The organism is Variovorax sp. 38R, assembly GCF_014843395.1.
Classification (GTDB): domain Bacteria; phylum Pseudomonadota; class Gammaproteobacteria; order Burkholderiales; family Burkholderiaceae_C; genus Variovorax; species Variovorax paradoxus_H.
The window spans coordinates 1,245,241-1,269,684 of the sequence record NZ_CP062121.1; the positions used below are offsets into that span (position 1 = coordinate 1,245,241).

At 70.0% G+C, this 24,444-nt stretch carries 23 protein-coding genes; 15 read left to right on the plus strand and 8 right to left on the minus strand.

The window, feature by feature from the left end; translation table 11 throughout:
• Nucleotides 1–19: 19 nt before the first annotated feature.
• The 4 genes from IG196_RS05540 (at nucleotide 20) to IG196_RS05555 (ending at nucleotide 3,654) form a co-directional block, all read left to right on the plus strand.
• Complete coding sequence (locus IG196_RS05540; RefSeq protein ID WP_192195336.1) at nucleotides 20–1,006, plus strand: Bug family tripartite tricarboxylate transporter substrate binding protein; 987 nt, start codon at nucleotides 20–22, stop codon at nucleotides 1,004–1,006.
• A 3-nt stretch (nucleotides 1,007–1,009) separates the two neighbouring features.
• Entirely contained in the window at nucleotides 1,010–2,512 is a 1,503-nt protein-coding gene (locus tag IG196_RS05545; protein WP_192195337.1) for a class I adenylate-forming enzyme family protein, read from the plus strand.
• 111 nt (nucleotides 2,513–2,623) lie between these two features.
• Entirely contained in the window at nucleotides 2,624–2,809 is a 186-nt protein-coding gene (locus IG196_RS05550) for a DUF3606 domain-containing protein (RefSeq protein WP_192195338.1), read from the plus strand.
• 164 nt (nucleotides 2,810–2,973) lie between these two features.
• Nucleotides 2,974–3,654 carry a hypothetical protein gene (locus IG196_RS05555; RefSeq protein ID WP_192195339.1) on the plus strand — a complete coding sequence of 227 codons (681 nt, stop codon included), beginning with the start codon at nucleotides 2,974–2,976 and terminating at the stop codon, nucleotides 3,652–3,654.
• Here IG196_RS05555 and IG196_RS05560 read toward each other — a convergent pair.
• Nucleotides 3,600–4,754, minus strand: coding sequence for a DNA topoisomerase IB (locus tag IG196_RS05560; protein ID WP_192195340.1), 1,155 nt, complete (start codon nucleotides 4,752–4,754; stop codon nucleotides 3,600–3,602). The genes IG196_RS05555 and IG196_RS05560 overlap by 55 nt on opposite strands.
• Nucleotides 4,755–4,862: 108 nt before the next feature.
• Here IG196_RS05560 and IG196_RS05565 point away from each other — a divergent pair, with 108 nt between their 5' ends.
• Entirely contained in the window at nucleotides 4,863–5,927 is a 1,065-nt protein-coding gene (locus IG196_RS05565) for a purine-nucleoside phosphorylase (protein ID WP_192195341.1), read from the plus strand.
• A 6-nt stretch (nucleotides 5,928–5,933) separates the two neighbouring features.
• Here IG196_RS05565 and IG196_RS05570 read toward each other — a convergent pair whose 3' ends face one another.
• Nucleotides 5,934–6,617: a TIGR02117 family protein gene (locus IG196_RS05570; protein ID WP_192195342.1), complete on the minus strand. Its 684-nt coding sequence runs from the start codon at nucleotides 6,615–6,617 to the stop codon at nucleotides 5,934–5,936.
• A gap of 11 nt (nucleotides 6,618–6,628) precedes the next feature.
• Nucleotides 6,629–7,813, minus strand: coding sequence for a DNA polymerase IV (gene dinB, locus IG196_RS05575; RefSeq protein WP_192196925.1), 1,185 nt, complete (start codon nucleotides 7,811–7,813; stop codon nucleotides 6,629–6,631).
• 166 nt (nucleotides 7,814–7,979) lie between these two features.
• Here dinB and IG196_RS05580 point away from each other — a divergent pair, with 166 nt between their 5' ends.
• Both IG196_RS05580 and IG196_RS05585 read left to right on the plus strand, forming a co-directional pair.
• Nucleotides 7,980–8,834 carry an RNase A-like domain-containing protein gene (locus IG196_RS05580; RefSeq protein ID WP_192195343.1) on the plus strand — a complete coding sequence of 285 codons (855 nt, stop codon included), beginning with the start codon at nucleotides 7,980–7,982 and terminating at the stop codon, nucleotides 8,832–8,834.
• A gap of 26 nt (nucleotides 8,835–8,860) precedes the next feature.
• A complete protein-coding gene (locus tag IG196_RS05585) occupies nucleotides 8,861–9,139 on the plus strand; it encodes a contact-dependent growth inhibition system immunity protein (protein WP_192195344.1) in 279 nt (92 codons plus the stop codon).
• A gap of 22 nt (nucleotides 9,140–9,161) precedes the next feature.
• Here the strand turns inward: IG196_RS05585 and IG196_RS05590 are convergent, their stop codons facing one another.
• Nucleotides 9,162–10,052 carry a LysR substrate-binding domain-containing protein gene (locus IG196_RS05590; RefSeq protein ID WP_192195345.1) on the minus strand — a complete coding sequence of 297 codons (891 nt, stop codon included), beginning with the start codon at nucleotides 10,050–10,052 and terminating at the stop codon, nucleotides 9,162–9,164.
• A gap of 76 nt (nucleotides 10,053–10,128) precedes the next feature.
• Between IG196_RS05590 and phnA the strand changes: the two genes are divergently transcribed.
• The 3 genes from phnA to IG196_RS05605 all read left to right on the plus strand — a co-directional run bounded on the left by phnA (nucleotide 10,129) and on the right by IG196_RS05605 (nucleotide 14,074).
• Complete coding sequence (gene phnA / locus IG196_RS05595) at nucleotides 10,129–11,355, plus strand: phosphonoacetate hydrolase (RefSeq protein WP_192195346.1); 1,227 nt, start codon at nucleotides 10,129–10,131, stop codon at nucleotides 11,353–11,355.
• Nucleotides 11,356–11,437: 82 nt separating this feature from the next.
• The gene (locus tag IG196_RS05600) at nucleotides 11,438–12,421 is read left to right on the plus strand and encodes a Bug family tripartite tricarboxylate transporter substrate binding protein (RefSeq protein WP_192195347.1); all 984 of its coding nucleotides are present in this window, start codon (nucleotides 11,438–11,440) and stop codon (nucleotides 12,419–12,421) included.
• Between the two features lie 15 nt (nucleotides 12,422–12,436).
• Entirely contained in the window at nucleotides 12,437–14,074 is a 1,638-nt protein-coding gene (locus IG196_RS05605; protein ID WP_192195348.1) for a Na/Pi cotransporter family protein, read from the plus strand.
• 17 nt (nucleotides 14,075–14,091) lie between these two features.
• Here the strand turns inward: IG196_RS05605 and IG196_RS05610 are convergent, their stop codons facing one another.
• Nucleotides 14,092–14,709, minus strand: a complete 618-nt coding sequence (locus tag IG196_RS05610) for a YiiX family permuted papain-like enzyme (RefSeq protein WP_225616934.1) — start codon at nucleotides 14,707–14,709, stop codon at nucleotides 14,092–14,094.
• A gap of 63 nt (nucleotides 14,710–14,772) precedes the next feature.
• On the opposite strand from IG196_RS05610, the gene IG196_RS05615 reads away from it, so the two are divergent.
• Together IG196_RS05615 and IG196_RS05620 are read left to right on the plus strand one after the other, a co-directional pair.
• Nucleotides 14,773–15,333 (plus strand): putative glycolipid-binding domain-containing protein, encoded by a 561-nt coding sequence (locus tag IG196_RS05615; protein WP_192195350.1) that lies wholly within the window; start codon nucleotides 14,773–14,775, stop codon nucleotides 15,331–15,333.
• 44 nt (nucleotides 15,334–15,377) lie between these two features.
• Entirely contained in the window at nucleotides 15,378–16,496 is a 1,119-nt protein-coding gene (locus IG196_RS05620; RefSeq protein WP_192195351.1) for a hypothetical protein, read from the plus strand.
• Here the strand turns inward: IG196_RS05620 and IG196_RS05625 are convergent.
• Together IG196_RS05625 and IG196_RS05630 are read right to left on the minus strand one after the other, a co-directional pair.
• Complete coding sequence (locus IG196_RS05625) at nucleotides 16,493–17,485, minus strand: Bug family tripartite tricarboxylate transporter substrate binding protein (RefSeq protein WP_192195352.1); 993 nt, start codon at nucleotides 17,483–17,485, stop codon at nucleotides 16,493–16,495. The genes IG196_RS05620 and IG196_RS05625 overlap by 4 nt on opposite strands.
• Complete coding sequence (locus IG196_RS05630) at nucleotides 17,482–18,405, minus strand: LysR family transcriptional regulator (protein WP_192195353.1); 924 nt, start codon at nucleotides 18,403–18,405, stop codon at nucleotides 17,482–17,484. The genes IG196_RS05625 and IG196_RS05630 overlap by 4 nt, the downstream gene beginning before the upstream one ends.
• A gap of 118 nt (nucleotides 18,406–18,523) precedes the next feature.
• On the opposite strand from IG196_RS05630, the gene IG196_RS05635 reads away from it, so the two are divergent.
• Genes IG196_RS05635 through IG196_RS05645 form a run of 3 tightly spaced genes read left to right on the plus strand, consistent with a single transcriptional unit; the run spans nucleotide 18,524 to nucleotide 23,658 of the window.
• The gene (locus IG196_RS05635) at nucleotides 18,524–21,304 is read left to right on the plus strand and encodes a tannase/feruloyl esterase family alpha/beta hydrolase (protein ID WP_192195354.1); all 2,781 of its coding nucleotides are present in this window, start codon (nucleotides 18,524–18,526) and stop codon (nucleotides 21,302–21,304) included.
• A complete protein-coding gene (locus IG196_RS05640; RefSeq protein ID WP_192195355.1) occupies nucleotides 21,301–22,653 on the plus strand; it encodes an alpha/beta hydrolase family protein in 1,353 nt (450 codons plus the stop codon). The genes IG196_RS05635 and IG196_RS05640 overlap by 4 nt, the downstream gene beginning before the upstream one ends.
• A 30-nt stretch (nucleotides 22,654–22,683) precedes the next feature.
• Nucleotides 22,684–23,658 (plus strand): tripartite tricarboxylate transporter substrate-binding protein, encoded by a 975-nt coding sequence (locus tag IG196_RS05645; RefSeq protein WP_192195356.1) that lies wholly within the window; start codon nucleotides 22,684–22,686, stop codon nucleotides 23,656–23,658.
• 15 nt (nucleotides 23,659–23,673) lie between these two features.
• Here IG196_RS05645 and IG196_RS05650 read toward each other — a convergent pair whose 3' ends face one another.
• Nucleotides 23,674–24,384: a FadR/GntR family transcriptional regulator gene (locus tag IG196_RS05650; protein WP_101493215.1), complete on the minus strand. Its 711-nt coding sequence runs from the start codon at nucleotides 24,382–24,384 to the stop codon at nucleotides 23,674–23,676.
• Nucleotides 24,385–24,444: the final 60 nt, after the last annotated feature.

Here is a 24,444-nt window from a genome sequence, read left to right on the forward strand (position 1 = left end):
ACAAAAGGAGACAACGCTCATGCAATCCCTCGAACTCTCTCGCCGCCAGCTCATGGCCGCGCTGGCGGGCAGCGCGGCGCTGGCCGCACTGCCGCACCGCTCCTTCGCGCAGCAGCCGCTGCCACCGCTCATCAAGCTGGTGGTCGGCTATTCCGCCGGCGGGCCGGTGGACGGCGCCGCGCGCCTGCTCGCGCCCGCGCTGGGCCAGGAGCTGGGCACGCAGGTGATCGTCGACAACCGGCCCGGCGCTGCGGGCTCGCTCGGCGGCAACGCCGTCGCCAAGGCGCCGCCCGATGGCGCGATGCTGTTCTTCGGCGCGAGCCCGACCATCACCATCAACCCGAACGTGCAGCGCAGCATGCCCTTCGACCCGATGAAGGACCTCACGCCCCTGGCGCCGCTGGTCGACTACACCAACGTGCTGGTGGTCAACAACGACCTGCCGGTGCGCAACGTGGGCGAGCTGCTGGCCTATGCCAAAGCCAAGCCCGGCAAGCTGTTTTACGGCTCGGCGGGTGTGGGCGCATCGAACCACCTGTGCGGCGCGCTGCTCGAGAAGATGAGCGGCCTGCAGCTCACGCACGTACCGTACAAGGGCAGCGCGCCGGCGCTGGCCGACGTGATGGCCGGCACCGTGCCGATGATGTTCGACATCATCGCCACCTCGCGGCCCTTCATCCAGTCGGGCAAGCTGCGTGCGTTGGCCGTCACCTCGCGCCAGCGCAACCGCATGCTGCCCGACGTGCCGACCATGATCGAGTCGGGCGTGCCCGGCTACGACGTGGGCGGCTGGTTCGGCCTGTACGGCCCGGCGCGCATGGACCCGACGCTGGTCGCGCGCGTGAACGCCGCGGCGCAGAAGATGCTGGCACGCGAGGACATCGCCCACCGCCTGCGCGAGCAGGGCTACGACGTCTGGGCGGGCGCACCGGAGGTGCTGGGCACCAAGGGCGTGTCGGACCGCAAGCTGTGGGCGAGCGCGTCCAAGGGCATCGAGGCGGAATAGCCGATGCAGCCATCACGCATTCATCACCTGCTCGAAGACCGCGCCGCCCGCACGCCGGACGCGGTGTTTCTGTACGAACTTGAGGGCACCACGACGTATGGCGCGCTGCAGGCCATGGTCGAGACCGCCGCGAACGACCTGCTCGCCGCCGGTGTGCGGCCGACCGACCGCGTGGTGCTGGTGGCCGAAAACTGTGCTGCCCACATCGCGCTGCTGCTGGCCTGCAGCCGCGTGGGCGCATGGTCGTGCGGCGTCAACGCGCGCATGTCGCCGGGCGAGATCGCGGCCATTGCCGAACGCGCCGACGCGCGGCTGTGCGGCTTCACCACCGATGCGTCCGATGCCGCGCGCACGCACGCGCAGCGCGCGTCGGCCGTGCCGGCCACGCTGTCCGGCGTGATGTTCACCGCCGCGCGCGCCGAAGCCCGCCCCGAGCCCGACGCCGCGCTGGCCGATGCCGCCGCGATCATCTTCACCTCAGGCACCTCGGGCACGCCCAAGGGCGTGATGGTGTCGCACCGCGGGCTGCTGCACTTCGGCCGCGTGTCGGCGGCGGTGCGTGCGCTCGACACGCACGACCGCGTCTACGCCTTCCTGCCGATGACCCACATCTTCGGCATCGGCACCGTGCTGATGGCCGCGCTCACGGGCGGGGCCGCGCTGGTGCTGCGCGCCAACTTCTCGCCGGCCGACATGCTCGAAGCGCTGGCGCACGGGCAGGTGTCGAACCTGCTCGGGCCGCCGACCATGTACGCGCGGCTGCTGGCGCACATCGAGGCACAACAGCTCGCGCCGCGCTTTCCGAATCTGCGCTACGTGTACACAGGGTCCGCGCCGCTCGACCCCGCGCTCAAGCAGCGCGTGGAGCAGCGCTTCGGCCAGCCGCTGCACTACGGCTACGGCCTCTCGGAGTACGCGGGCTCGGTGTTCCTCACGCGCACCGAGGCGCCGCGCGCCGACACCTCGGCCGGCTATGTGGTCGAGGGCGGCGAGGGGCGCATCGTCACGGCCGAGGGCGCCGAAGCCGCACCCGGCGACACCGGCGAGATCTGGCTGCGCGGCCCGGGCCTGATGCTGGGCTACTTCCGCGATGCGGCCGCCACCGCGCAGGTGATGCGCCCGGGCGGCTGGTACGCCACCGGCGACCTCGGGCGCTTCGACGCCGACGGCGCGCTGTTCGTGGTCGGGCGGCTGAAGGAAATGATCATCCGCTCGGGCTTCAACGTGTACCCGGCCGAGGTCGAGGCGGTGATCGGCCGCTTCACCGGCGTGCACCTGTGCGCCGTGGTCGGCGTGCCCGAGGCCGACGGCAACGAGCAGATCGTCGCCTTCGTCGAGCTGAACCCCGGCGCGGCGCTCGACGAGGCGGCGCTGCGCGCGCACCTGGTCGAGCACCTGTCGCCCTACAAGCGGCCCGCGCGCGTCGAGGTGATCGACGCGATGCCGACCACGGCCAATGGCAAGCTGCTCAAGCGGGAGCTGCAGGCACGGGCCCGCGCGTCCTGAAACCCATCGGGCCGGTCCTCGGACTTTTCCTGCACGGGCGCGCGCTGCTGTCCTCTAACGAGCGGCGCGCCGACGCGGCATGGTGAAAGCATCTACCGAGGAGACTTTCCCATGGCCGATGACCTGAGCAAGCGCGGACCGCAGGATGCAGCCCGCGTCAATGTCAATGAACTCCACGAGGTTCGCTACTGGACCCAGACGTTGGGCGTGACGGAGGCGCAGCTGCGCTCGGCCGTCGCGGCGGCCGGGGTCGAGGTGAAGGACGTGCGCGCCTACCTCGGCAAGCCAGCGGCTTGACGCGCGGCGGCGCGGGCAGGGCGTAGGCAGGCTCCTACAGCCGCGGCGCGGAGCGGGCCCGATACTCGTGGCCTTGTTCCCGCCTTCAGGAATCCTCCCGTGACCGTGTTCCCTGCCGCCTCCCGCCACTCGGGCCGCGCGCCCTTGCGGGCCGCTGCACCGCGATGAAGTCGTCCCCCAGCGCCCGCAGCTGGATTGCGGCCGGCGTGCGCCACGAGCTGCTCACGCGCGCCCTGCCGGCGCTGCGGCACGACATGACGGCGCCCGTCTCGGTGATCCGCATGGCGGTGCTGATGCTCAAGCGCCAGGTGGCGGCCGACCCCGTCGACCCCGCCGCCTGCGAGGACCGCGTGAACCTCATCGACAACCAGGTGTCCGAGCTGGTCGGCGCGATCCGCTCGCTGCGCGACTGGGAACTGGCCACCACCGACGACGGCATCACGCGCAGCGCGCTGGTGGCGCAATGCATGACGCTGATGCGCTCGGCCTTCGACCTGCACGGCGTGACGCTCGAGGTCGATGACGCACTCGCGGCCCCGCAGGACGACGAGCCGCGCTGGCCCAATGCCGCTGCGCTGCGCTACCTGTTCCTCGGCGCGCTGGGCTACCTGCACGACGGCGTGGACGAGATCGGCACCATCTGCATCGAGCCCGACGGCGCCGATGCGCTGCGCCTGCGCGCCCTGGTGCGCGAGGCCGGCGGTACGAACGCGGTGCTCGACGCCCACCGCGCGCCGCGCGCCCTGGCCATCGATACCGTGGCGCTGCAGAACCTGGCCGAAGACCTCGGCTACGCCGTGCTGCTCGACGCCGACACCGTGCGCCTCGCCCTCGCCGCAGGCTGAGGCGCCCGCAGGAAGGCGAGCAATCGCCGCTCCGCCGCGACCAGGCCGCGCGCCGGGCCGGCCGTGGCGGCACGGGCCGCGATCTTCTCCAGCAGCGTGCCCGTGACCGCCGTGTCGTCGGCGCGCGCCAGCGCCTCGCCCAGCGCCAGCACGGCCGGGTGCACATACGCCTTCTTGCAGACCGCCGGCGTGTTGCCGAGCTGCCGCGCGACGGCCGCGAGGATGTCCTTGGCGCCGGGCCGGCGCTCGTCGCCCTCCCAGGCGCAGGCCAGCCGTGTGAGTTCCAGCGCCTGCACCGTGCCGTGCCAGGTGCGGAAGTCCTTGGCGGTGAAGCGCTCGCCGTCGCCCTTGTCGGTGGCGTCGGCGATGTAGTCGTTCACGTCGTTGGACGGCACGCCGCGCACCTCGCCCGCTTCGTCCGTGTACTGGAACAGCGCCTGGCCCGGCAGCTGCTGGCACTGGCGCACCACGCGGGCCACGCGTGGGTTGTCGACGCGGGCCTCGTGCGTCACGCCGCTCTTGCCGCGAAAGCGCAGCCGCAGCGCCGAGCCTTGCACCGCCGCATGGCGGTTGCGCAGCGTGGTGAGGCCGAACGATCCGTTGCTGCTCGCGTAGGCCTCGTTGCCCACGCGCAGCAGCGTGGTGTCGAGCAGGCGCACCAGCGTGGCGATCACCTGCGCGCGGCCGGGGGTCTTGGTGCCGGCGCGCAGGTCGCGCGCCACGCGGGCGCGCAAACGGGGCAAGGCGCGCCCGAAGGCCTCGAGGCGCTCGAACTTGGTGCCATCTTGCAGCGTGCGCCAGTCGGGGTGGTAGCGGTACTGCGTGCGGCCGCGCGCGTCCAGCCCCGTGGCCTGCAGGTGGCCATTGGGCAGCGGGCAGATCCACACCTCGGTGTAGGCCGGCGGAATCGCCAGGCGGCGGATGCGCGCCAGCGTGTCGGCGTCGCGCACCCAGCGGCCGTGTGCGTCGCGGTAGCGAAAGCTGTCGCCCCACTTCAAGCGGCGGATGCCCGGCATGCCGGGGTTCACGTAGACCAGGCCGCGGGCCAGGGGCAGGGCGGACGCCGGTGCGGGCCGGCATGGGGTTTGCATCGAAGGCATGACATCGCGCTTGTGCCAGCATCGACAATCGTGCGGTGTAGGACGCCGCACGCTCACGCTGTTACCGAGGTGCGCTTTCCCTTCCTTCTTTCTCTTCGGATTCCACCCATGTCCCTCCTCAACTCACGCCGCTTTTCCCTGGGCGCCCGCGGCCTGGCGCTGTGCGGCGCCGTGCTGCTCGCCACGGCCTGTGCCTCCACTTCGCCCACCGCCGACACGCGCGCTGCTGCTGCAGTTACCGCCGCACCCGTCAAGGTGAAGGTGTTCGTCGCCGCCATGTTCGAGATCGGCCAGAACACCGGCGACCGCGCCGGCGAGTTCCAGTACTGGTACGAGCGCTACTGGAAGGGGGCCAAGCCGATGGCCGTGCCCGGTGCGCTGCAGCCCGTGTACTGCAACACCGACGGCGTGTGCGGCGCGGTGCTGGGCATGGGCAAGGTCAACTCGTCGTCGTCGATGCAGGCCATTCTGCTGAACCCGCAGTTCGACTTCTCGCAGGCCTACTACGTGATCTCCGGCGTGGCCGGCACGCCGCCGCAGCGCGGCACCATCGGCGAGGTGAGCTGGGCCACCTGGCTCGTCGACTACGACCTCGGCCACCGCTGGGCGCCCGAAGAGAACAAGCCCGGCGAACCCACCTTCATGCCGCGCAAGGGCTACGAGGAGTACCGCCGCTTCAAGCTCAACCCCGACCTCGTCGGCTGGGCCATGAAGCTGTCGGCCGACACGCCGCTGAAAGACTCGGAATCGGCCCGCAAATACCGCCTGCGCTACGCCGATACCGCCGCACGCCGCGCGCCCTTCGTGGGCACCGGCACGCACATGACGGGCGACACCTTCTTCCACGGCCCCGGCATGTCGAAGCAGGCGCAGTACATCGCCAAGCTCTACGGCGCCGACGACTACGTGATCACCGAAATGGAAGCCGCCGCCATCACCCTCGTGATCAAGCGCACCCACGGCACCGACCGCGTGATGAGCCTGCGCGGCGCGGTCAACTTCGACCAGGGCAACCCGAAGGAAACCACGCTGCAGCACCTGGACCCGGCACCAGGCGAGACGGCGGGCGGCTTTGCCGAGACGGTGGAGAACATCGCGCTGGTGGGCACGCGCGTGGTCGATCACATCGTGAAGAACTGGCCCACGTGGTCGACGGGCGTGCCCAAGCCCTGAAGATCGTCAGCGCTGCAGCACCGGCTGCAGATGCCACGTCACGTTGAAGTCGAACGGCGTCCAGCGGCTCACCGTGACGCCCGCCTGCCGCAGGCCGCGCCCAGTCCAGGTGTTGCAGGTCTCGAACAGGTGGTAGCTGCCTTTCGCTTCGTAGAAGGCATCGTCGCTCGCGTAGTGCGCGCCCGCGATCGGCACCGCGCGGCCTGAGGGCAGCGTGGCGCGCACGTGGGCTACGAGCTGCGCGTACTGCGCCTGCGTGAGCGGCAACTTGTAGGCCCCGCGCCGCAGCTGCGTGCGCTGCAGGTAAGTCACGTGCAGCAGCGAGCGATTGCCGCCTGACAGCGCCCCGAAGGCGCGCGCGGCCGTGAGGTCGGCCCAGGTCGGTGTGTGCAGATAGAACTCGCGGTCGCCCCAGCCGATGGCGACGAACTCGGCATCGGGCGGCGGCGACTTGAAGTCGGACAGCGGAAAGAGCTGCAGCCAGTCGACCGTGGCCGAACGGACCGGAAACACCAGGTCGGTGTGCACGCCATTGCTCAGCACCCAGGCCTCGACGGCCGCAGGCTCGACCGGTGGTTTCGCGTTCGCCGGCAAGAAGACCAGCGCGCAGGCCACGGCCACATACAGCGTGATCGCGAGCAGCAGCCCCAGCAGGGTGAGGGCGATGCGTCGCAGCCAGCGTCGGATCATCGGGGAAGCGATCAGAAGAGCGACGCCGTGGTCGCCACCGGCTCCGCGCTGCGTGCGCTTCCGGCGGGCGCCAGCGCCTCGGGGCTGCCCGCCTTGGCCAGTGCGCCCACGCGCACGCCCAAGAGGCGCAGCGGCCTTTCCAGCGGCACGCGCTTGAGGCACTGGCCGCCGATCTGGCGGATGGTCTTGCCGTCGTCGGTGAAGCGGTCGATGGTCTGGTCGCGCGTGGCGATCTTGAAGTCGTCGTAGCGCAGCTTGATGCCGATGGTCTTGCCGACGTAGCCCTTGCGCTGCAGGTCTTCGGCCAGCTTCTCGCACAGGTGCGTGAAGATCGCGCCCAGCTCGGCGCGGTCGCGCACCGCGTGCAGGTCGCGTTCGAAGGTGGTCTCGCGGCTCATCGACACGGGCTCGCTCTCGGTCACCACGGGGCGGTTGTCGCGGCCCCAGGCCACTTCGTGCATCCACGCACCGGTGGCCTTGCCGAAGGTGTCGATGAGCCAGCCGCGCTCGCGCGCCGCGAGCTGCCCCACCGTCTCGATGCCGAAGCGCTTGAGCTTTTCGTCGGCCTTCGGCCCGATGCCGTTCACCTTGCGGCAGGGCAGGGGCCAGATGCGGGTTTCGAGGTCGTGCTCGTAGACCACCGAGATGCCGTTGGGCTTCTCGAACTCGCTGGCCATTTTTGCGATGAGCTTGTTGGGCGCCACGCCGATCGAACAGGTCAGGCCTGTGGCGTCGAAGATGGCTTTCTGGATCAGCCGCGCCAGCGAGCGCCCGCCGTCGCGCTGGCCGCCGGGCACGTCGGTGAAGTCGATGTACACCTCGTCCACGCCGCGGTCTTCCATGAGCGGCGCGACCTCCAGAATGACCTGCTTGAAGGTGCGCGAGAAGCGCCGGTACTCGTCGAAATCGACCGGCAGGATGAGTGCCTGCGGGCACAGCTTGGCGGCCTTCATGAGCCCCATGGCCGAGCCGATGCCGAACTGCCGTGCGGGGTAGGTGGCGGTGGTGATCACGCCGCGCCCCGTGTAGTCCTTCAGGCGCGGAAAGGCCTCGATGGGAATGTCGGCCAGCGTGGCGCCCTCGGGCAGCTCGCGGATCGCCTCGTCGACGCGGCGCCGGCCGCCGCCGATCACCACCGGCAGCCCCTTGAGCTGCGGATAGCGCAGCAGCTCGACCGACGCGTAGAACGCGTCCATGTCGAGGTGGGCGATGCGGCGGATCGGAGGGGCGGGGGGCGCTGGCTGGGAACTCACGGTGACAATTGTCTCGCTCTCGCCGCATGTTCGCCCGCGCCCGTGTCGCGTGCAAGAATGCGGCGGAATTTCAATCCCCACGCAGGTGGCGAACGGAAAGGAATGCACGATGGGTGACGACGACGAGGTGGAAGGCGGCCTGTCGGTCGCGCTGACGCCGGTGCAGATGGCGGCGGTGCTCGGCGGCGAAGACGTGCCCGAGTCGGCCAGCCTCAGCAACCGGCTCTGGGGCACGGCGGCGCTGATCGGTGGCGTGATCGAACTGGTCGGCGCCGGCGTGCTGTGCGTCGCACCCGAGCCCACCATGGCCAGCAAGGTCGGCTGCGTGGTGCTGGGCGCGCATGGCAGCGACGTCACCGCCACGGCCGCGCGCCAGATCTGGACCGGCCAGACCCAACGCACTGCCACCGCACTCACGGCCGATGCCACCGCGCAGGCGCTGGGCGCCTCGCCCGAAACGGGCGCGCAGGTCGGGCTCGCGGTCGATGTGGCGGTGCCGCTCTTCGTGGCGGGCGGGGTGGCGGTGTCGCGCGTGATTGCGGTGCGCGCGAGCCGCTTCAAGCTCGAGCCCGTGCGCCTCATCGAGCACGAGGGCATCGCGGGCTCCAAGGCCGGCGGCCACACCATCCGCGAGCACGTGGGCAAGTCGGCGCAAGAGCTGTTCGACCGCTTCGCGAAGAAGCCCAGCCTGCAGCGCTCGTCGTCGTTCTTCGACCTCGCCACGGCCGAGTCGGCCATCAGCCAGACCGTGCGTGCCAACGCCCGGGCCATTCGCGCGTGGTCGCGCTCCGCGGCGGTGGGCTCCAAGCCCGTGGCCTTCGAGCACGACATCGGCGCTGTGGTCGGCATCGGCGTGCAACGCGGCAGCACCGCCGTGAGCCAGCTCACCAAGGTGCGCGTGACGCTGAACATGCGCACGTACAACGGCAAGCCGTTCTACATCCTCACCGCCCATCCGTTCTGACCATTTCTCCCCCACAACGACCCACGATGCGATTCGAACTGATCGACCACCTCACCAAGGTTTATTTCGGCCAGGACGCCGACATCCTCTTCGGCGAAACCGGCGCCGAGATCATGGCGTCCTACCGCGAGTCGAGCACCCCGGCCGAACTGGCCGCGCTGCGTGCCGAGATTGCGGACTACCTCGGTTCCCACGAGGACATTGAAACGGCGTTTGCGCGCGACTTTTCGCGCGACTACGTGCCTGAAGATTTCGGCACGCCGGCGAAGCAGTTTCTCGACAGCGTGCTGGCTGCGGTGCAGTAGCGGGCGGGTCCGCGCTGCAGACTCACGGGTCCTGCGCCGCGCACTCGAGCAGCCACTTCAGGAACTCGAGCAGGTGCTTCGGCTTGTCGGAGTCCAGCGGCAAGAGCGCGAAGTAGGTGCCGCCCGGAATCTCCAGCTCGGGAAAGACGCGCGCGATGCGGCCCAGCCGCTCGTCCGATGACAGCGTCGGAAAGGTGCCGATGCCCATGCCCATGCCATCGACCACCGCCTGCAGCGTGACGAAGAAGTGGTCGAAGCGCAACTGCTGCAGGGGCCGCAGGTCGCCGCACCCGGCCGCCGCCAGCCACGCTTCCCAGTCGCCCGGCCGCGTCTCGGTGGACAGCAGCACGGTCTTCAGCAGATCGGCCGGCCGGCGCGGCCTGTTCTTCGCGAGCAGCGTCGGGCTGGCGATGACGGTGCTCGTTTCCGCGAACAGCGGCATCACCTCGAACTGGGTCTGGTCGCCCGGTGCGCGCCGGATCGACAGGTCGAAGCCGCCCTGGAACATCGGGTCGCTGCTCAGCGCCGTGGACACCCGCACCTCGGTGCCGGGCTGGCGCTCGCGAAACGCCGCGAGGCGCGGGATCAGCCACCGCATGGCGAAGGTGGCCGGCGCGTTGATGCGGATCACCTTGCTCGTTGCGGCCCGGCCGTAGCGGCGCGCCGCGTCGCCGATGTGATCGAAGGCCGCGCTGATCTCGCGCGCGAAGGCCTTGGCATGCACCGTGGCCACCATGCGCTGGCCCTCCTTGCGGAACAGCGTCTGGCCAAGCGCCGCTTCGAGGCGCTGGATCTGGCGGCTCACGGCGCCGTGTGTCAGGTTGAGTTCCTTGGCCGCCTCCGTGAAGCTGCCCGCGCGGGCCGTGACTTCGAAGACGCGCAGGGCGTTGAGCGGGGGCAGGTGATGGGGCATTGGTGTGAGCTTTCGTCACGTATCCGCGACTTTTTATCGATTGTGTCAGCAGTTTTCACACGATACGCTGCAATCCATGATCCGCCAACCCATCATCACCGTCAACCAACGCAGCTACACGCTGCCCCGCACGCCCACCGTCATCGTCTGCATCGTCGGGTGCGAGCAGGACTACCTCAACCAGGCCGTGCAGGCCGGCGTGGCGCCGTTCTTTGCGTCGCTGGCCCGCAAGGGCACCGTGCTGTCGGGCGACTGCGTGATGCCGTCCTTCACCAACCCGAACAACCTGTCGATCGTGACCGGCGCGCCGCCCAGCGTGCACGGCATCTGCGGCAACTACTTCTTCGATGCCCAGCAGAACGCCGAAGTGCTGATGAACGACGCGCGCTACCTGCGCGCCCCGACCCTGCTCGCCGAGGCCGCCATCGCGGGCGCCAAGGTGGCCGTGGTCACCGCGAAGGACAAGCTGCGTTCCCTGCTCGGCCATCGCCTGCAGGGCATCTGCTTCTCGGCCGAGAAGGCCGACACCGCGACCCTGGCCGACAACGGCATCGACGACCTGCTGCGCAAGGTGGGCATGCCGCTGCCGTCGATGTACAGCGCCGAACTGTCGGAGTTCGTGTTCGCCGCCGGCGTCGTGCTCATGGAGTCGGAGCGTCCCGACCTGATGTACCTGTCGACCACCGACTACATCCAGCACAAGTTCGCCCCCGGCACCGAGGGCGCCAACAGCTTCTACGCCATGATGGACCGCTACCTGTCTCGCCTGGACGAGGGCGGCGCGGTGATCGGCATCACGGCCGACCACGGCATGAACGCCAAGACCGATTCGCTCGGCGTGCCGAACATCGTGTTCCTGCAGGACGAACTCGACCGCGAGCTGGGCGCCGGCGCGGCGCGGGTGCTGTTGCCCATCACCGACCCCTACGTCGTGCATCACGGTGCGCTGGGCTCGTTCGCCACGGTCTACCTGGGCGACGGTGCCGACCCCGCGCAGGTGGCGCGCCTCATTGCGGCGCTGAACGGCGTCGAGGAGGTGCTCGACCGCCAGGCCGCGTGCGAGCGCTTCGAGCTGCCGTCCGACCGCATCGGCGACCTCGTGGTGCTCGGGCACCGGCTCTCGGTGCTCGGCACGTCCGCCGCCAAGCACGACTTGTCGGGTCTCACCGTGCCGCTGCGTTCGCACGGCGGGTTGTCCGAGCAGCGCGTGCCGCTGTTGTTCAACCGCGTGTTGCACGACGTGCCCCCGGGCCGCCTGCGCAATTTCGACGTGTTCTCGCTCGCGCTGAACCACGTGCGCTAGCCGGCGCGCCGCCCCCATCCGCGGTGCTGACCCACGACAGCACCGAGAGCCGGATCGCTCACATAAATACAAGGAGACACGCATGCTCAATTTCATTCGTCGGCGCACCCTCGCGTTCCTGCCGGTCGCGTTGTTGGCGGGGGCCGCGTTGCCCGCGGCGGCCCAGTCCTATCCGACCAAGCCCGTGCGGCTGGTGGTGGGATTCGCGCCCGGCGGATCGACCGACAAGCTGGCACGCGTGCTGGCGCAGCGCATGACCGAGCTGCTGGGGCAGTCGGTCGTCATCGACAACCGGCCCGGCGCGGCAGGCAACATCGCGGCGGAGACCGTCGCCGCCGCGGCGCCGGACGGCTACACGCTGTTTCTCGGCACGGTGAGCAGCCAGGCGATCAACCCGCACCTGTATCCCAAGCTGAGGTTCGATCCGGTCAAGAGCTTCGAGCCGGTCGCGCTGGTCGCCAAGTACCCCTTGCTGCTGGTCGTGGCGCCGCAGCTGCAGGTGTCGACCGTGCAGGAGCTGGTGGCCTATGCCAAGGCCAACCCGGGCAAGACCTATTTCGCGTCGTCGGGCAGCGGTTCGCCGGCGCACCTGGCCGGCGAGATCTTTCGCGCCGGCGCATCGATCGACGCCAGCCATGTGCCCTACAAGGGCGGCGGGCCCGCCATGCTGGCGCTCATGTCCAACGAAGTGCAGTTCGGCTTCGAGACCATTCCCAGCGCCATCGGCCATGCGCGCAGCGGCAAGCTCAAGGGGCTGGCCGTGACCTCGGGCGCACGCTCGTCGGCATCGCCCGAACTCCCCACCATGCAGGACGCCGGCATCAAGGGCTTTCCGGTGACCTCATGGGCTGGGTTGCTCGCGCCGGCAGGCACGCCGAAGGACGTGCTGGCCAAGCTTTCGGAGGCCACGAAGTCTGCGCTCGCCAGTCCCGCGCTGCGTGCCACGCTCGCCGCCGACGGCGCCGAACCCGGTGGCGGCACACCGGCCGAGTTCGCCAGCTTCATGAGCGACGAGCTCAAGGCCTGGGGCGCGGTCGTCAAGAACGCCGGTGTCAAGGTCGATTGAGGGGCGCAACGCACGATGACCCGACTGCTTGAGCTCGTTGCAGCCATCGCGTTGCTGGTGTGGGGCACCCAGCTCGTGCGCGCCGGCGTGCTGCTGGCGTTCGGCGCGAACCTGCGCTACCTGCTCGCGCGCGCCGTCGGCAACCGCTTTGCCGCCCTGACGGCGGGCCTGGGCGTGACGGCGGTCGTGCAGTCGAGCACGGCGACCTCGCTGATGGCCGCGTCCTTCGTGGCCGAACGCGTGCTCGCGCTGCCGCTGGCACTGGCGATGATGCTGGGCGCCGACATCGGCACCAGCCTGGTCGCGCTCGCGCTGTCGCTCGACCTGTCGTGGCTGTCGCCGCTGTGCATCCTGGTGGGCGTGGTGATGACGGTGGCCCGGCGCCAGAGCGAGATGGGGCGCATCTTCGTGGGCCTGGGGCTCGTCATGCTGGCGCTCAAGCTGGTGCGCGCCTCGACGATGGAGCTCACGCACATGAGCGCGCTGCAAGGCATGCTCACCGGCCTGGGCGGCGACGTGGCACTGGCCCTCACGGTCGGCGCCGCGTTGGCGCTGGTGGCCTATTCCAGCCTGGCCATCGTGCTGCTCACCGCCGTGCTCGCGACCGCCGATCTGCTGCCGGCGAGCGCCGCGCTGGGCCTGGTGCTCGGTGCCAACGTGGGCAGCGGGCTGCTGGGCGTGCTGACCACGGCCACGGCCAAGCTCGAAGCGCGCCGCGTGCCGCTGGGCAACCTGGTGTTCAAGCTGGGCGGCGTGGCGCTGGTCACGCCCTTCGTGCCCGCGCTGCTGGCGTGGGCCGAGGCCGCGGGCTCCGATGCCGCGGCGCACATCCTGGGCTTTCACCTCGCGTTCAACGTCGTGGTGGCGCTGGTGTTCATCGGCCTCACCACGCAGGTGTCGGCATTCGTCGAGCGGTGCCTGCCTTCTCCCACCGCGCCGAAGGAAGGCGCGCGCACCCCGCACCTTGCCGCGAGCGCGCTGCCGACGCCGCACCTGGCACTGTCGTGCGCGGTGCGCGAGGCGGTGTACCAGGCCGATGTGGTGGAGACCATGCTGCGCGGCATTCCGGCCGCGCTGCAGGACAACGACCTCGGGCTGCCAGAGCGCCTGCGGGCACTGGACGACACGGTCGACACCCTCTGCTCGGCGATCAAGGCTTACCTGGCCCGCCTGGCGCCGGAAGCCCTCAGCCTCGACGAGCAGCGCCGGCGCGGAGAAATTTTGGCGTTCGCGATCAACATGGAACAGGTGGCCGACATCGCGGAACGCGTGCTGCTGGATGTCGAGGAGCGCAAGATCCGGCCGGGCCGGCGCATGTCCGCAGCCGGCCTCACCGAGGTGAACGAACTGCATGCGCGGTTGATGACCACCCTCAGCCTGAGCCTGGGCGTGTTCCTCGGCCGGCAGCAACGCGATGCGCGCGAACTGGTCGATGAAGAGCAGCGTTTTCGCGAACTCGAGCGCGCCTTTGCGAACACGCACCTCGTGCGCTACGCGGGCAACACCCGCGAAAGCGTGGACACGAGCGGGCTGCACCTGGACCTGATCAGCGAGCTGCAGCGCGTTCACTCGCACCTGTGCGCGATCGGCTATGCGGTGCTGGAAGAGCGGGCCGCGCCGTTCAGCCCGGCCTGGGGTTCGCAGGCGCCGTAGCGAAAAGACGCAGCGGTTCAGCGCGATTCGACCGTCACCAGCAGCGGCGAGTCGAACATCGCCACCGGCGAGATCACCGGCTCGTCCATCGGTACGGTGTCGCCGTAGCGCTCGCGCATCTTGGCGCGCACGGCCGGGTCGGCGAGGTTGAAGCTGCGGATCTTCTGCAGCTCGCCGATGCGCACGCCCAGTGCGCGGTCGTAGAGCTTCCACACCAGTTCCGAGCAGTAGATGCGCGAATCCGACCACTCGAAGGTCAGGTCGTACGGGCGGCCCGCGAAGTCGGAGGTGCGCGCATGCAGGCGCGCCACGGCGCCGGGCGTGAGCCGCGTGTCGGCGTCGCGCAGCCGCTTGACCACGTAGCGCCCGCCGTTGCCGCGCGCCGTCCATTGCGCCAGCGGCGTGTAGCGCACCGTCGAGACGGCCTCGAATACGTAGGGTTTGCCCTCTCGCAGCAGCACGATGCCCATGTGGCTGTAGCGCGAGCCGGTGGCGCGCTGCACGGCGACGCTTTGCGCCGAGCGCGAGGTGTGGAAGATGATGTCGCCGTCTTTCAAGGCGGTGGCCGCGTGGCCGGCGCTCGCTGTCAGAAGGGCAAGAAGGGTAGACAGCAACGGATAAAGGGCTTTCGACATGCAGGGCATTTTGCTGGATGCCGCTTGCGCCCCGCGGCATGCCGGTGCCATGATCCGCGGCATATGCAAACCGTCGCCTCCATCCTCTGGCGCAGGCTCGATGCACCGGGCCACGATGCCTGTCGCCTCGAACGCAACGCCTCGGCCTGGCAGCTCGACGGCGCGGCGGTGTTCCGCACCGAAGGCGGGCGCATCGCGCAACTGCACTACCGCGTGCGCTGCGACCTGCTCTGGCACACGCAATGGGGCACCGTGCGCGGCTGGCTCGGCGAGTCGGCCATCGACCTGTCGATCACGCGCGACGCGCGCGGCCACTGGAAGCTCAACGACGAAGCTGTGTCCGACATGTCGCACTGCGTCGACCTCGACCTGGGCTTCACGCCCGCCACCAACCTGCTGCAACTGCGCCGGCTGAACCTCGCGGCCGGCGAAAGCGCCGATGCGCCGGCGGCCTGGGTCGATATCGAAGACGGCGGGCTCAGCGAGCTGATGCAGCGCTACGAGCGGCGCAGCGAGAGCACGTACGCGTACGAGGCCAAGCGCTTCGACTATGCGGAGGTGCTGGCCGTCACGGCGGACGGCTTCGTGAGCGACTATCCGCGGCTCTGGCGCGCGGAGGACTGACGCGTTGTTGGGAGTCATCGGGCGCTGCGCCTGAACGCAGCGGCATGGGCTTTCTGAGTTTCGTCTTCAACGCAGCCACCGTGGTGCTGCTGATGGTCGGCGTCGTGATCGTCGGCGTCGTCCTGCTGCGGGTCTTCGGGGCGCTGGAGCGGCGGATGAGCTCCCGGGCGGCCGGGCGTTTCTTCAAGTTCACGGGCTACTTCACGCTGGCGACCTGCGTGGCCGCGCTCGTGGGCGGCTTCGTTCTCTACGTGACGCGCGCGCCGGACCCCGCGGAACTCGAGCGGGGCATGGCCAAGCTCTTCACCTACCCGTCGAACCGCATCCGCATCGACCTGAACGATGTCAGCGACGCGCAGCGCCAGGAACTGGTGCGCGCACTGCAGCCGCTGCTGACGAGCACATCGCGCGAGTTCTACCAACGCGTCACCACGCGCCGCGGCGGCTACGGCGTGAAGGCGACGCTGCCGAGCTACTACCGCCTGACCGCCGATCGCCTGGAGATCGCCACGGGCGAGAGCTTCGGCAACGGCAAGACGCTGCCCCCGCTGTTCCCGCAGGTGCTGGCGCATGCGGCCAACGCCGCCACCGTGCCGGCGCTGCCTGCCGCGGTCGACGCGCAGATCGTGGCGGGCGACCACGAACCGGTCCCGCTGTCGCTGGTGTCGAAGACCGCCGAGCTGATGGTGCTCACGCGCCAGACGCTGCAGGGCACGCAACCCTTGCCCGCGCCCTGCCTGATGGCGATCCAGGCGCAGGTGCCCACCGATCACTTCGAGTGGCTCTTCGACGCCGACCGGAACGGCCTGGGCAAGGACGTGCGCCTGCAGGTGAACGCCGTGCCCGGCGTGCTGCCGGCCGGCGAGTACGAACTGCGCCAGCTGACACTGCTGGGCTCCGAGCGCCGGCGCGTGCTCTGGGAACGGGCGGCCGCCCAGGGGCACGTCGCAGTGCAGCTGGGCCTGGCGCCGGTCGGCCTGCGAGAGAGCCCCGGCTGCGAGGCCCGCCTGCTCAAGCAGCTCGACCGCGCATGGACCGTGACGGCGTTGCGCAACGTGTCGCCGGCGCTGGCCAGCGCGGTGAGGCAGGTCGACATCGAACAGCACCCGTCGCGCTTCAGCCCCTGGTACGCGGGCTTTGGCTGGACGGCGGCACCGCCCTAATCGAACTGCGCCCGCGCCCCCGCCACCAGCGCGCGGTTGCGCCGCCGGTCGGCCGCAATCTCCTGCGCGAAGTCGTCGATGCTCCCTCCGGCCGGCAGGTTGTAGGCCTCGCGCAGGCGCGCACGCAGCGCGTCACCTTGCAGCAGCCGGTTGATCTCGGCGTTGAGGCGCTGCACCACCGCTGCCGGTGTGCGCGCGGGCGCGAAGATGCCGAACAGCGAATCGCGGTTCGCCTTCTCGTAGCCCAGCTCCGCGAGCGTGGGCACCGCAGGCAGCGCCTCGATGCGCGCGGGTGCGCCGACGGCCAGCGCCTGCAGGCGACCGCTCTCGATGTACTGCAGCTGCTGCGCCGCGACGTTGGTCGACAGCACTTCGAACTGCCCGCCGAGCGCGTCGTTGAGCTGCGGGCCGCCGCCCTGGTAGGGGATGTGCGTGATGTCGGTGCGGCTTTGCATGCGCACCTGCGCCAGCACCATGTGGCCGATGGTCGCGACGCCCGAGGTGGCCCAGCGCACCGCGCCGGGCTGGCGGCGCGCCAGTGCGATCAGCTCTGCAAAGCCGCGGCCCGCGAAGGCCGGCGTGCCGACCACGAGCACCGGCGTGCGCATGACGCTCGCCACGGGCGCGAAGGCGCGCAGCGGGTCGTAGGGCGCGCGCGCGAGCAGCGGGTGCAGGGTCAGCGGGCTGATGGCGGAAAAGGCCAGCGTGTGGCCGTCGGGCGTGGCGCGTGCGAGCGCGTCCATGCCCAGGCTGCCGCCCGCGCCGGCGCGGTGTTCGATGAGCACCGGCACGCCCAGCGACTGCGCCAGCGGCTCGGCCAGCGCGCGCGCCATGCCGTCGCTCACGCCGCCCGGTGGGTAGACCACGATCAGGCGCACGGGGCGGCTGGGCCAGGGCGACGAGCCCGAGTGCGACAGATGCGGCAACGCGCACGCAGCCGTGAAGCCGATGCGTTGCAGGAAATGGCGGCGCAACAGCGGCTGGGTCATGCGACGGGCTTCCCCTCGGCCAGTCCGCGCAGCAGCGCCGCGAAGTGCCGCGCCGGCAGGTTGTCTTCGTCCGCACGCGACACCAGCGTGAGCGGCGCGTCGAGCTGGCCGCCATCGGCCAGCCGCGTGTAGGCGATGGCGTGCGCGTGCACGCCGGTCATCGAGGTCGGCACCACCGACAGGCCGACGCCCGCGGCCACGAGGTTCAGGTTGGTCATCATGCGATCGACTTCGGCCACCACGCGCGGGCGCAGGCCCTGCGCGTGGCACAGCGCGAGCAGCTCTGCATAGAGGCCGGGCGCGCCCGGGCGGCGCACGAGGATGATGCCTTCTTCGCAGAGCTTCGACAGCGACAGTGGCTTCGCCGGCTTCTTGCCACTTGTAGGTGCGAAGCGGTGATCGCTCGGCATCGCGACCCACACCGGCTCGCGCAGCAGCGTCTCGAACACCAGCCCTTCAGGTCGCGCCACCGGCACGCGCAGCAGGCCGCAGTGCAGCCGGCCCGCGGCCAACGCCTCGGTGAGTTCGGCGGCGTTGTCTTCGCGCAGCTGCAGCTCCACGCCGGGGTGAGCGCGGCGGAACGCGCGCAGCGCCTCGGGCATGAAGCGGTGCGCCGCGGCCGAGCTGGTGAAGCCGACCGCGAGCGTGCCGGTCTGGCCCTGGGCCACGCGCGCCATGCGCTGCTTCATGGCCTCCATGTCCTGCAGCATGCGCAGCGCCTCGGCCTGGAACAGCCGGCCGGCGTCGGTGAGCGCCACGCCGCGCGGGTGGCGCTTGAACAGCAGCACGCCCAGCTCGCGCTCCAGCGCCTTGATCTGCAGGCTCAGCGGCGGCTGCTGGATGCCCAGCTGCTCGGCGGCGCGCGTCATGTGGCCGGTGCCGGCCACGGCCACGAAGTACCTCAGGGCGCGTATGTCCATATGTTTTTTGTATTGAATAGGCCTTGTTATTTTATTTGACCCTAGGTCACACGGAATCTATCGTCCGGCCGCCTATTCAAAAAGCAGCCCACCGAGGCTGCATGCCGGAGACAAATCCATGCGCACACCGCGCCCTGCCTCGAAGTTTCGTGTCGTCGTTGCGCTGATCGGCGCCTCGTTGGTCCTGGCCGCCTGTGGTGGCGGCAGCGGAGGTGGAGGAGGGGGGCCCGGCTTCTTCCTGCCGACCCCGCCGCCTGCCAGCGGCAACACCCCGCCCGCCGAGGACCCGCCCGGCACGGCGCCCCCGCCCGTGGTGCCCGTCGTGGCCTGCGCCGACCTCGCCGGTAAAAGCCTGCCCGCCGCGCTCATCAGCCTGCCCACGCAGGGCGCCACCGTCACCAGCGCCACGCCCGTGGCCGCCGGCGACGCGGGCAACACGCTGGGCGACTACTGCCGCGTGCGCGGCACCATCGCGCCGGTCGATCCGGCCTCGCAGCTCATCAACTTCGCGGTCAACCTGCCCGAGCAGTGGAACCAGAAGACCATCCACTTCGGCGGCGGCGGCTTCGACGGCGTGCTGATCGACGGCACCGAAGTCATCCGCTTCGGCCCTGCGGGCAAGCCCGCGCCGCTGGCGCTGGGCTACGCCACCTACGGCGACGATTCGGGCCACCAGTCGAGCAGCATCACCGACGGCAAGTTCGCGGCCAACGACGAGCAGCTGGCCAACTACGGCGGCCAGTCGCTCAAGAAGACGCGCGACGTGGCGCAGGCGCTCGTGTTCGCGCGCTATGCCGAGAAGCCCAAGCACGCCTACTTTCTCGGCACCTCGACCGGCGGGCGCGACGCGCTCGGCTACATCCAGCGCTGGCCGCAGGACTACGACGGCGTGATCGCCAACGAGCCCGCGCTCAACTACACCGGCACGCGGCTGTTGAACGTGGCGGTGGGGCGTGCGCTGTACAACAACGGAGCGGCAGGCTGGCTCAACCTCACCGAGACGCTGCTGGTGCAGAAGGCCGCGATGCAGGCCTGCGACAAGCTCGACGGCGCCCTCGACAACCTCGTGAGCAACGTCGAAAGCTGCCGCCAGCTGAACACGCAGATCCTCGCCTCGCTGCGCTGCCCCAACGGCGCCGACACGGCGGACACCTGCCTGTCGGACGCGCAGATCGACACGGTGCACGCCATCGAGTCGCCACTGGAGTTCACGCGCTATTCACTCGCCAACGGCGTGAAGCGCGCGGGCGGCTACAACCTGCTCGAAGGTGCTCTGGTGGCGGGCCCGTACACCACGCGCGACCTCGGCACGCGCAAGGTGCCGGGCAACCCCGCCACTTCGGCCGACGCCAACATGTACGTCACCGGTGACCAGTGGGTGAAGTTCTTCGTCACGCGCGATGCCGACTTCAACACGCTGACCTTCGATCCGCAGAACCCGGGCACGTATGTCGCGCGCGTGACCGAGGTGTCGAAGCTCACCGATGCGACCGACCCGAACCTCGCGCCGTTCTTCGCGCGCGGCGGCAAGCTGCTCATGCTGCACGGCCTGGCCGACGAGGTGATCAGCCCCAACTCGACCATCGACTACTACCAGCAGCTCGTCGCCACGCTGGGCCAGGCCGCGGTCACGCAGAGCGTGCGCTTCTACACCGTGCCCGGCATGGGCCACGGCACCGGCAGCTTCATTCCCAACTGGGACTCGCTCGCGGCGCTCGAAGGCTGGGTCGAGGGTGGCCTGGCGCCCGCCACGCCGGTGGCGGTGGACGCCGTGGCCGGCAGCTACGGCCGCACGCGCCCGCTGTGCCAGTTTCCGTCGTGGCCCAAGTACCGCGGCAGCGGCAGCCTCGATGCGGCCGTCAACTACAGCTGCGTGACCGAGGTCGGCGACCCCCTCGCTTGTCCGAACCTGCCGGCGAGCGCAACGCGCTACAAAGGCGGCAACAGCTTCGGCGAGGAACTGCAGGTGCAGATCGACCCGGCCACCATGGCCTACACCGTGACCATCGATGCGAGCCATGAACCCACGCGGGTCGGCACGCAGCGCAGTGGTTCGCTCGTGTCGCAGGGCAGTTGCAGCTACACGAGCGGCGAGAGCGGGGCGGTGTTCAGCTTCGGCGCCGGCGGCGTGCTGCTGGGCGGCGTGAATCCGCCGAGCGGCACCGGCTTCTCGCCGCTGATGGCGTTCCAGAACACCTTCCAGAACGTGTCGCCGTCGACGGACTTCCGCACGGTGTCGTTGATCTTCAATGCGGCCGGCGTGGAACAGCTCGGCGCGGGGGCCACGGCGGCGTTCTCGTCGGCGGGGCGCCTGCGCAATGCGGGCACCTTCCAGTTCTGTCGCAGCCCGGCGTCGAACAGCTTCATGACCTACGACCAGACCTGCAAGAACACCGAGAAGGGCTACCTCAGCTACAGCACGGCGCGCGGCGCCTTCGACATGTACACGACCTCGACCTCGTCGAGCGGCACCGCCGAGACCACGGGCGGCACGCTCACCGGCTCGGTGGTGATCGGGCTGGTCAACGGCGTGTCCACGCCGCTGTACCTGCGCCGCGTGGCCACCGCCGTGCCGGCGGCCGACACCAGCGCCGGCGTGGCGACCGTCATCCAGCCGGGCCTGCGCCTGCTGGCGGTGCAGCAGACGCTCATGCCTGGCGCGGCCGACGGCAGCTATGCCATGGCCAGCGTGAAGGGCGAGAGTCGCGAAGCCACCGTGGTCGGCACCGCCTTCAACCTCGGCGGCGCGGCCACCACGCTGGGCTACGACACGCCGGTGCTCGGCGTGGTGCAGGCCGGCGCCGGCCGCCCGGGCCATTTCATCTTCAACAGCGGCGTGATGGCGTTCGTCTCCACCGACGGAACGAACGCCGCGCTGGACCTCGGAGTACGCCATTGAAAAAATACCTCTCGCAACTTGCCGCCTTCGCTTTGCTGGGGGCGGCGCCGCTGCTGTCCGCGCACGCGGCGCCCGCCACTGCGCCCAAGTCCACGGCCTGCCCGTCGCCCGTGCCGGAGACCGCACGCTGCTACACCGGTGAAGACGGCACGGGCGCGTTCTACTGGATCGCCATCCCCAAAGACTGGCAGCGCGGCGTGCTCGTGATGCATGCGCACGGCGGGCCCGAGACGGGCGCGCCCAAGCTCGCGCGCAGCGAGGAAGACCTGAAGCGCTGGGCCATCACCGTGAAGGCCGGCTACGCCTGGGCCGGCTCCACCTACCGGCGCGGCGGCTACGGCGTGACGATGGCGGCCGAAGACACCGAGCGGCTGCGCCAGATCGTCGTGCGCCACTTCGGCACGCCCAAGCGCACGCTGCTGCACGGGCAGAGCTACGGCGCGGGCGTGGCGGCGAAGGCGGCCGAACTCTATGCGCCGGTGGGCGATGCGAAGTCGCCCTACGACGGCCTGCTGCTCACCAGCGGCGTGCTCGGTGGCGGCAACAGCGCCTACGACTTCCGGCTGGACCTGCGCGTGGTCTACCAGTACGTCTGCCGCAACCACCCGAAGCCCGACGAGCCGCAGTACCCGCTGTGGATGGGCCTGCCGATGGACGCGAAGCTCACACGCGCCGATCTCGCCGCGCGCGTCAAGGACTGCACCGGCGTCGGCACGCCGGCCGCGCAGCGCACGCCCGAACAGGCGGCGCGGCTGAAGACCATCCTGTCGGTCGTGAAGATCCCCGAGCGCTCGCTGGTCGGCCATCTCAACTGGGCGACGTGGCTGTTCCAGGACCTCGTGCAGCAGCGTCTGAACGGCCGCAACCCCTTCGGCAACATCGGCGTGGTCTACAGCGGCTCGACCGACGATGCAGCGCTCAACGCGGGCGTGCTGCGCTACGCAGCCGACCCGCAGGCGCAAGGCGCGCTCGCGGCCGACAGCCAGCCCACGGGCCGCACGTCACTGCCCACCGTCGGCCTGCATGCCATCGACGACCCCACCGCGTTCGTCGAACTCGAGAACGCCTACCGCCGCATCCGCGACGCGGCCGGCACCGGCGGGCATCTGGTGCAGAGCTTCAGCGCCGAGCGCGAGCACAGCTACCTCAGCGATTCGGAATACCCCGCGCTCTTCGGCGCGCTGCTCGACTGGATCGACACCGGCGAGAAGCCCACGCCCCAGAGCCTCGCGCAACGCTGCGCATCGCTCAAGCCGCGCTACGACACCGACGGCAAGAACGGCTGCCACATCCAGCCCGAGTGGCAACCCCCGACGCTCGAAAGCCGCGTGCCTTCGCGCGCGCCCTGAATTTTCCTTTTGACCTTGACGGAGACTCTGATGAAAAAACTGTTCGCCCTCGCGGCGGTGACTCTTGCCGTGTGCGCCCACGCGCAAGACTTTCCCGCGGGCAAGCCCGTGACCATCGTCGTGCCCTTCGCGGCCGGCGGCCCGACCGACCGCGTGGCGCGCGACCTCGCCGAGGCGCTGCGCAAGCCGCTGGGCGGCGCCAGCGTCATCATCGACAACGTGCCCGGCGCGGGCAGCTCCATCGGCGCGGCCAAGGTGGCGCGCGCCAACCCCGACGGCTACACGCTGCTGCTCAACCACATCGCGATGGCGACCGTGCCGACGCTGGTGCGCAACGTGCCGTTCAAGGTCGAGACCGACTTCGAGTACCTGGGCATCGTCAACGACGTGCCCATGACGCTCATCGCCAAGCCCAGCCTGCCGGCCACCAACTACAAGGAACTGACGGCCTGGATTGCTGCCAACAAGGGCAAGATCAACCTGGGCAACGCGGGCATCGGCTCGGCCTCGCACCTGTGCGGTTTGCTCTACCAGAGCGCCATGAAGACCGAGATGACGCCCGTGCCCTACAAGGGCACGGCACCGGCCATCACCGACCTCATCGGCGGCCAGATCGACCTGCTGTGCGATCAGAGCACCAACACCTCGCCGCAGATCGAGGCCAAGAAGGTCAAGGCCTATGCCGTGACCACGCCCAAGCGCCTGACCACCCCGCTCTTGAAAGACCTGCCCACGCTCGACGAGGCCGGCCTGAAGAACTTCCAGGTGACGATCTGGCACGGCCTGTACGCGCCCAAGGGCACGCCCGCGCCGGTGCTCAAGAAGATCAGCGATGCGCTGAAGCAGGCACTGAAAGACGCCGACTTCATCAAGCGCGAGGAAGCGCTGGGCGCCGTGGTCGCCACTGACGGGCGCATCGAACCCGAAGGCCACAAGAAGTTCGTGGCGGCGGAGATTGCGAAGTGGAGCCCGATCATCAAGGCGGCGGGCGTCTACGCCGACTGACCTTGCAATCCGGCGTCAGCCGCCCGGTGCGACGGACTCTCCGCTCCACCGTGCGTGCGACGCCTGCAGATGGTGCAGCATGGCCGCGGCTGCCACCTGCGGATCGCGCGCCACCAGCGCGAGATAAATCGCCTCGTGCTCCACGAACGCGGCCTTCCAGGCCTGCGGGTTTTCGGTGCGTTCGCTCATGCGCGACGAGATCGGGCTGTGCCGGTCGTCGAACAGATCGCCGATGAGCCGGATCAGGATCGAGTTGCCCGTCATCTCGGCAATCGCGAGGTGAAAGCGGCGGTCGTTCTCGACCATGGTGCGTCCGCTCAGGCCGTCCTGGCGCATCGCTTCCAGGCACTCCTTCACGCGCTCCAGCTGCTGGCGGCCGACCCGGGCCGCGGCCAGCGTGGCGGCCGAGCTCTCGAGCATCGAGCGCACCTGCATCAGCTCTGACGGGCTCTCGCCCAGCGCGGGCGTCTCGCCCTCCAGCATGGCCTGCGGCGAGCAGACGTACACGCCCGAGCCCATGCGGATTTCCACCGTGCCATCAATTTCCAGCGCGATCAGCGCCTCGCGCAGGGAAGGGCGCGACACGCCCAGTTGCAGCGCCAGCTCGCGCTCGGGCGGCAGGCGCGTGCCCGCGCTCAACCGGCCATCGCGGATGAAGGCGCGGATGCGGTCGGCGACCTGCTGGTAGAGCCGGCGGGCGGGCGGGGACTTGGCGGAAAGAAGCATGCGGCTCCGGCGGAAAAAAGAGGCGAGGGGGCTTGGTCAGGCCAATTTAAGCATCCTAAG

Coding starts and splice junctions, on each gene's coding strand:
- IG196_RS05540 (WP_192195336.1), top strand. CDS start 20: ATGCAATCCCTCGAACTCTCTCGCCGCCAGCTCATGGCCGCGCTGGCG.
- IG196_RS05545 (WP_192195337.1), top strand. CDS start 1,010: ATGCAGCCATCACGCATTCATCACCTGCTCGAAGACCGCGCCGCCCGC.
- IG196_RS05550 (WP_192195338.1), top strand. CDS start 2,624: ATGGCCGATGACCTGAGCAAGCGCGGACCGCAGGATGCAGCCCGCGTC.
- IG196_RS05555 (WP_192195339.1), top strand. CDS start 2,974: ATGAAGTCGTCCCCCAGCGCCCGCAGCTGGATTGCGGCCGGCGTGCGC.
- IG196_RS05560 (WP_192195340.1), bottom strand. CDS start 4,754: ATGCCTTCGATGCAAACCCCATGCCGGCCCGCACCGGCGTCCGCCCTG.
- IG196_RS05565 (WP_192195341.1), top strand. CDS start 4,863: ATGTCCCTCCTCAACTCACGCCGCTTTTCCCTGGGCGCCCGCGGCCTG.
- IG196_RS05570 (WP_192195342.1), bottom strand. CDS start 6,617: ATGATCCGACGCTGGCTGCGACGCATCGCCCTCACCCTGCTGGGGCTG.
- dinB (WP_192196925.1), bottom strand. CDS start 7,813: ATGGACGCGTTCTACGCGTCGGTCGAGCTGCTGCGCTATCCGCAGCTC.
- IG196_RS05580 (WP_192195343.1), top strand. CDS start 7,980: ATGGGTGACGACGACGAGGTGGAAGGCGGCCTGTCGGTCGCGCTGACG.
- IG196_RS05585 (WP_192195344.1), top strand. CDS start 8,861: ATGCGATTCGAACTGATCGACCACCTCACCAAGGTTTATTTCGGCCAG.
- IG196_RS05590 (WP_192195345.1), bottom strand. CDS start 10,052: ATGCCCCATCACCTGCCCCCGCTCAACGCCCTGCGCGTCTTCGAAGTC.
- phnA (WP_192195346.1), top strand. CDS start 10,129: ATGATCCGCCAACCCATCATCACCGTCAACCAACGCAGCTACACGCTG.
- IG196_RS05600 (WP_192195347.1), top strand. CDS start 11,438: ATGCTCAATTTCATTCGTCGGCGCACCCTCGCGTTCCTGCCGGTCGCG.
- IG196_RS05605 (WP_192195348.1), top strand. CDS start 12,437: ATGACCCGACTGCTTGAGCTCGTTGCAGCCATCGCGTTGCTGGTGTGG.
- IG196_RS05610 (WP_225616934.1), bottom strand. CDS start 14,709: ATGTCGAAAGCCCTTTATCCGTTGCTGTCTACCCTTCTTGCCCTTCTG.
- IG196_RS05615 (WP_192195350.1), top strand. CDS start 14,773: ATGCAAACCGTCGCCTCCATCCTCTGGCGCAGGCTCGATGCACCGGGC.
- IG196_RS05620 (WP_192195351.1), top strand. CDS start 15,378: ATGGGCTTTCTGAGTTTCGTCTTCAACGCAGCCACCGTGGTGCTGCTG.
- IG196_RS05625 (WP_192195352.1), bottom strand. CDS start 17,485: ATGACCCAGCCGCTGTTGCGCCGCCATTTCCTGCAACGCATCGGCTTC.
- IG196_RS05630 (WP_192195353.1), bottom strand. CDS start 18,405: ATGGACATACGCGCCCTGAGGTACTTCGTGGCCGTGGCCGGCACCGGC.
- IG196_RS05635 (WP_192195354.1), top strand. CDS start 18,524: ATGCGCACACCGCGCCCTGCCTCGAAGTTTCGTGTCGTCGTTGCGCTG.
- IG196_RS05645 (WP_192195356.1), top strand. CDS start 22,684: ATGAAAAAACTGTTCGCCCTCGCGGCGGTGACTCTTGCCGTGTGCGCC.
- IG196_RS05650 (WP_101493215.1), bottom strand. CDS start 24,384: ATGCTTCTTTCCGCCAAGTCCCCGCCCGCCCGCCGGCTCTACCAGCAG.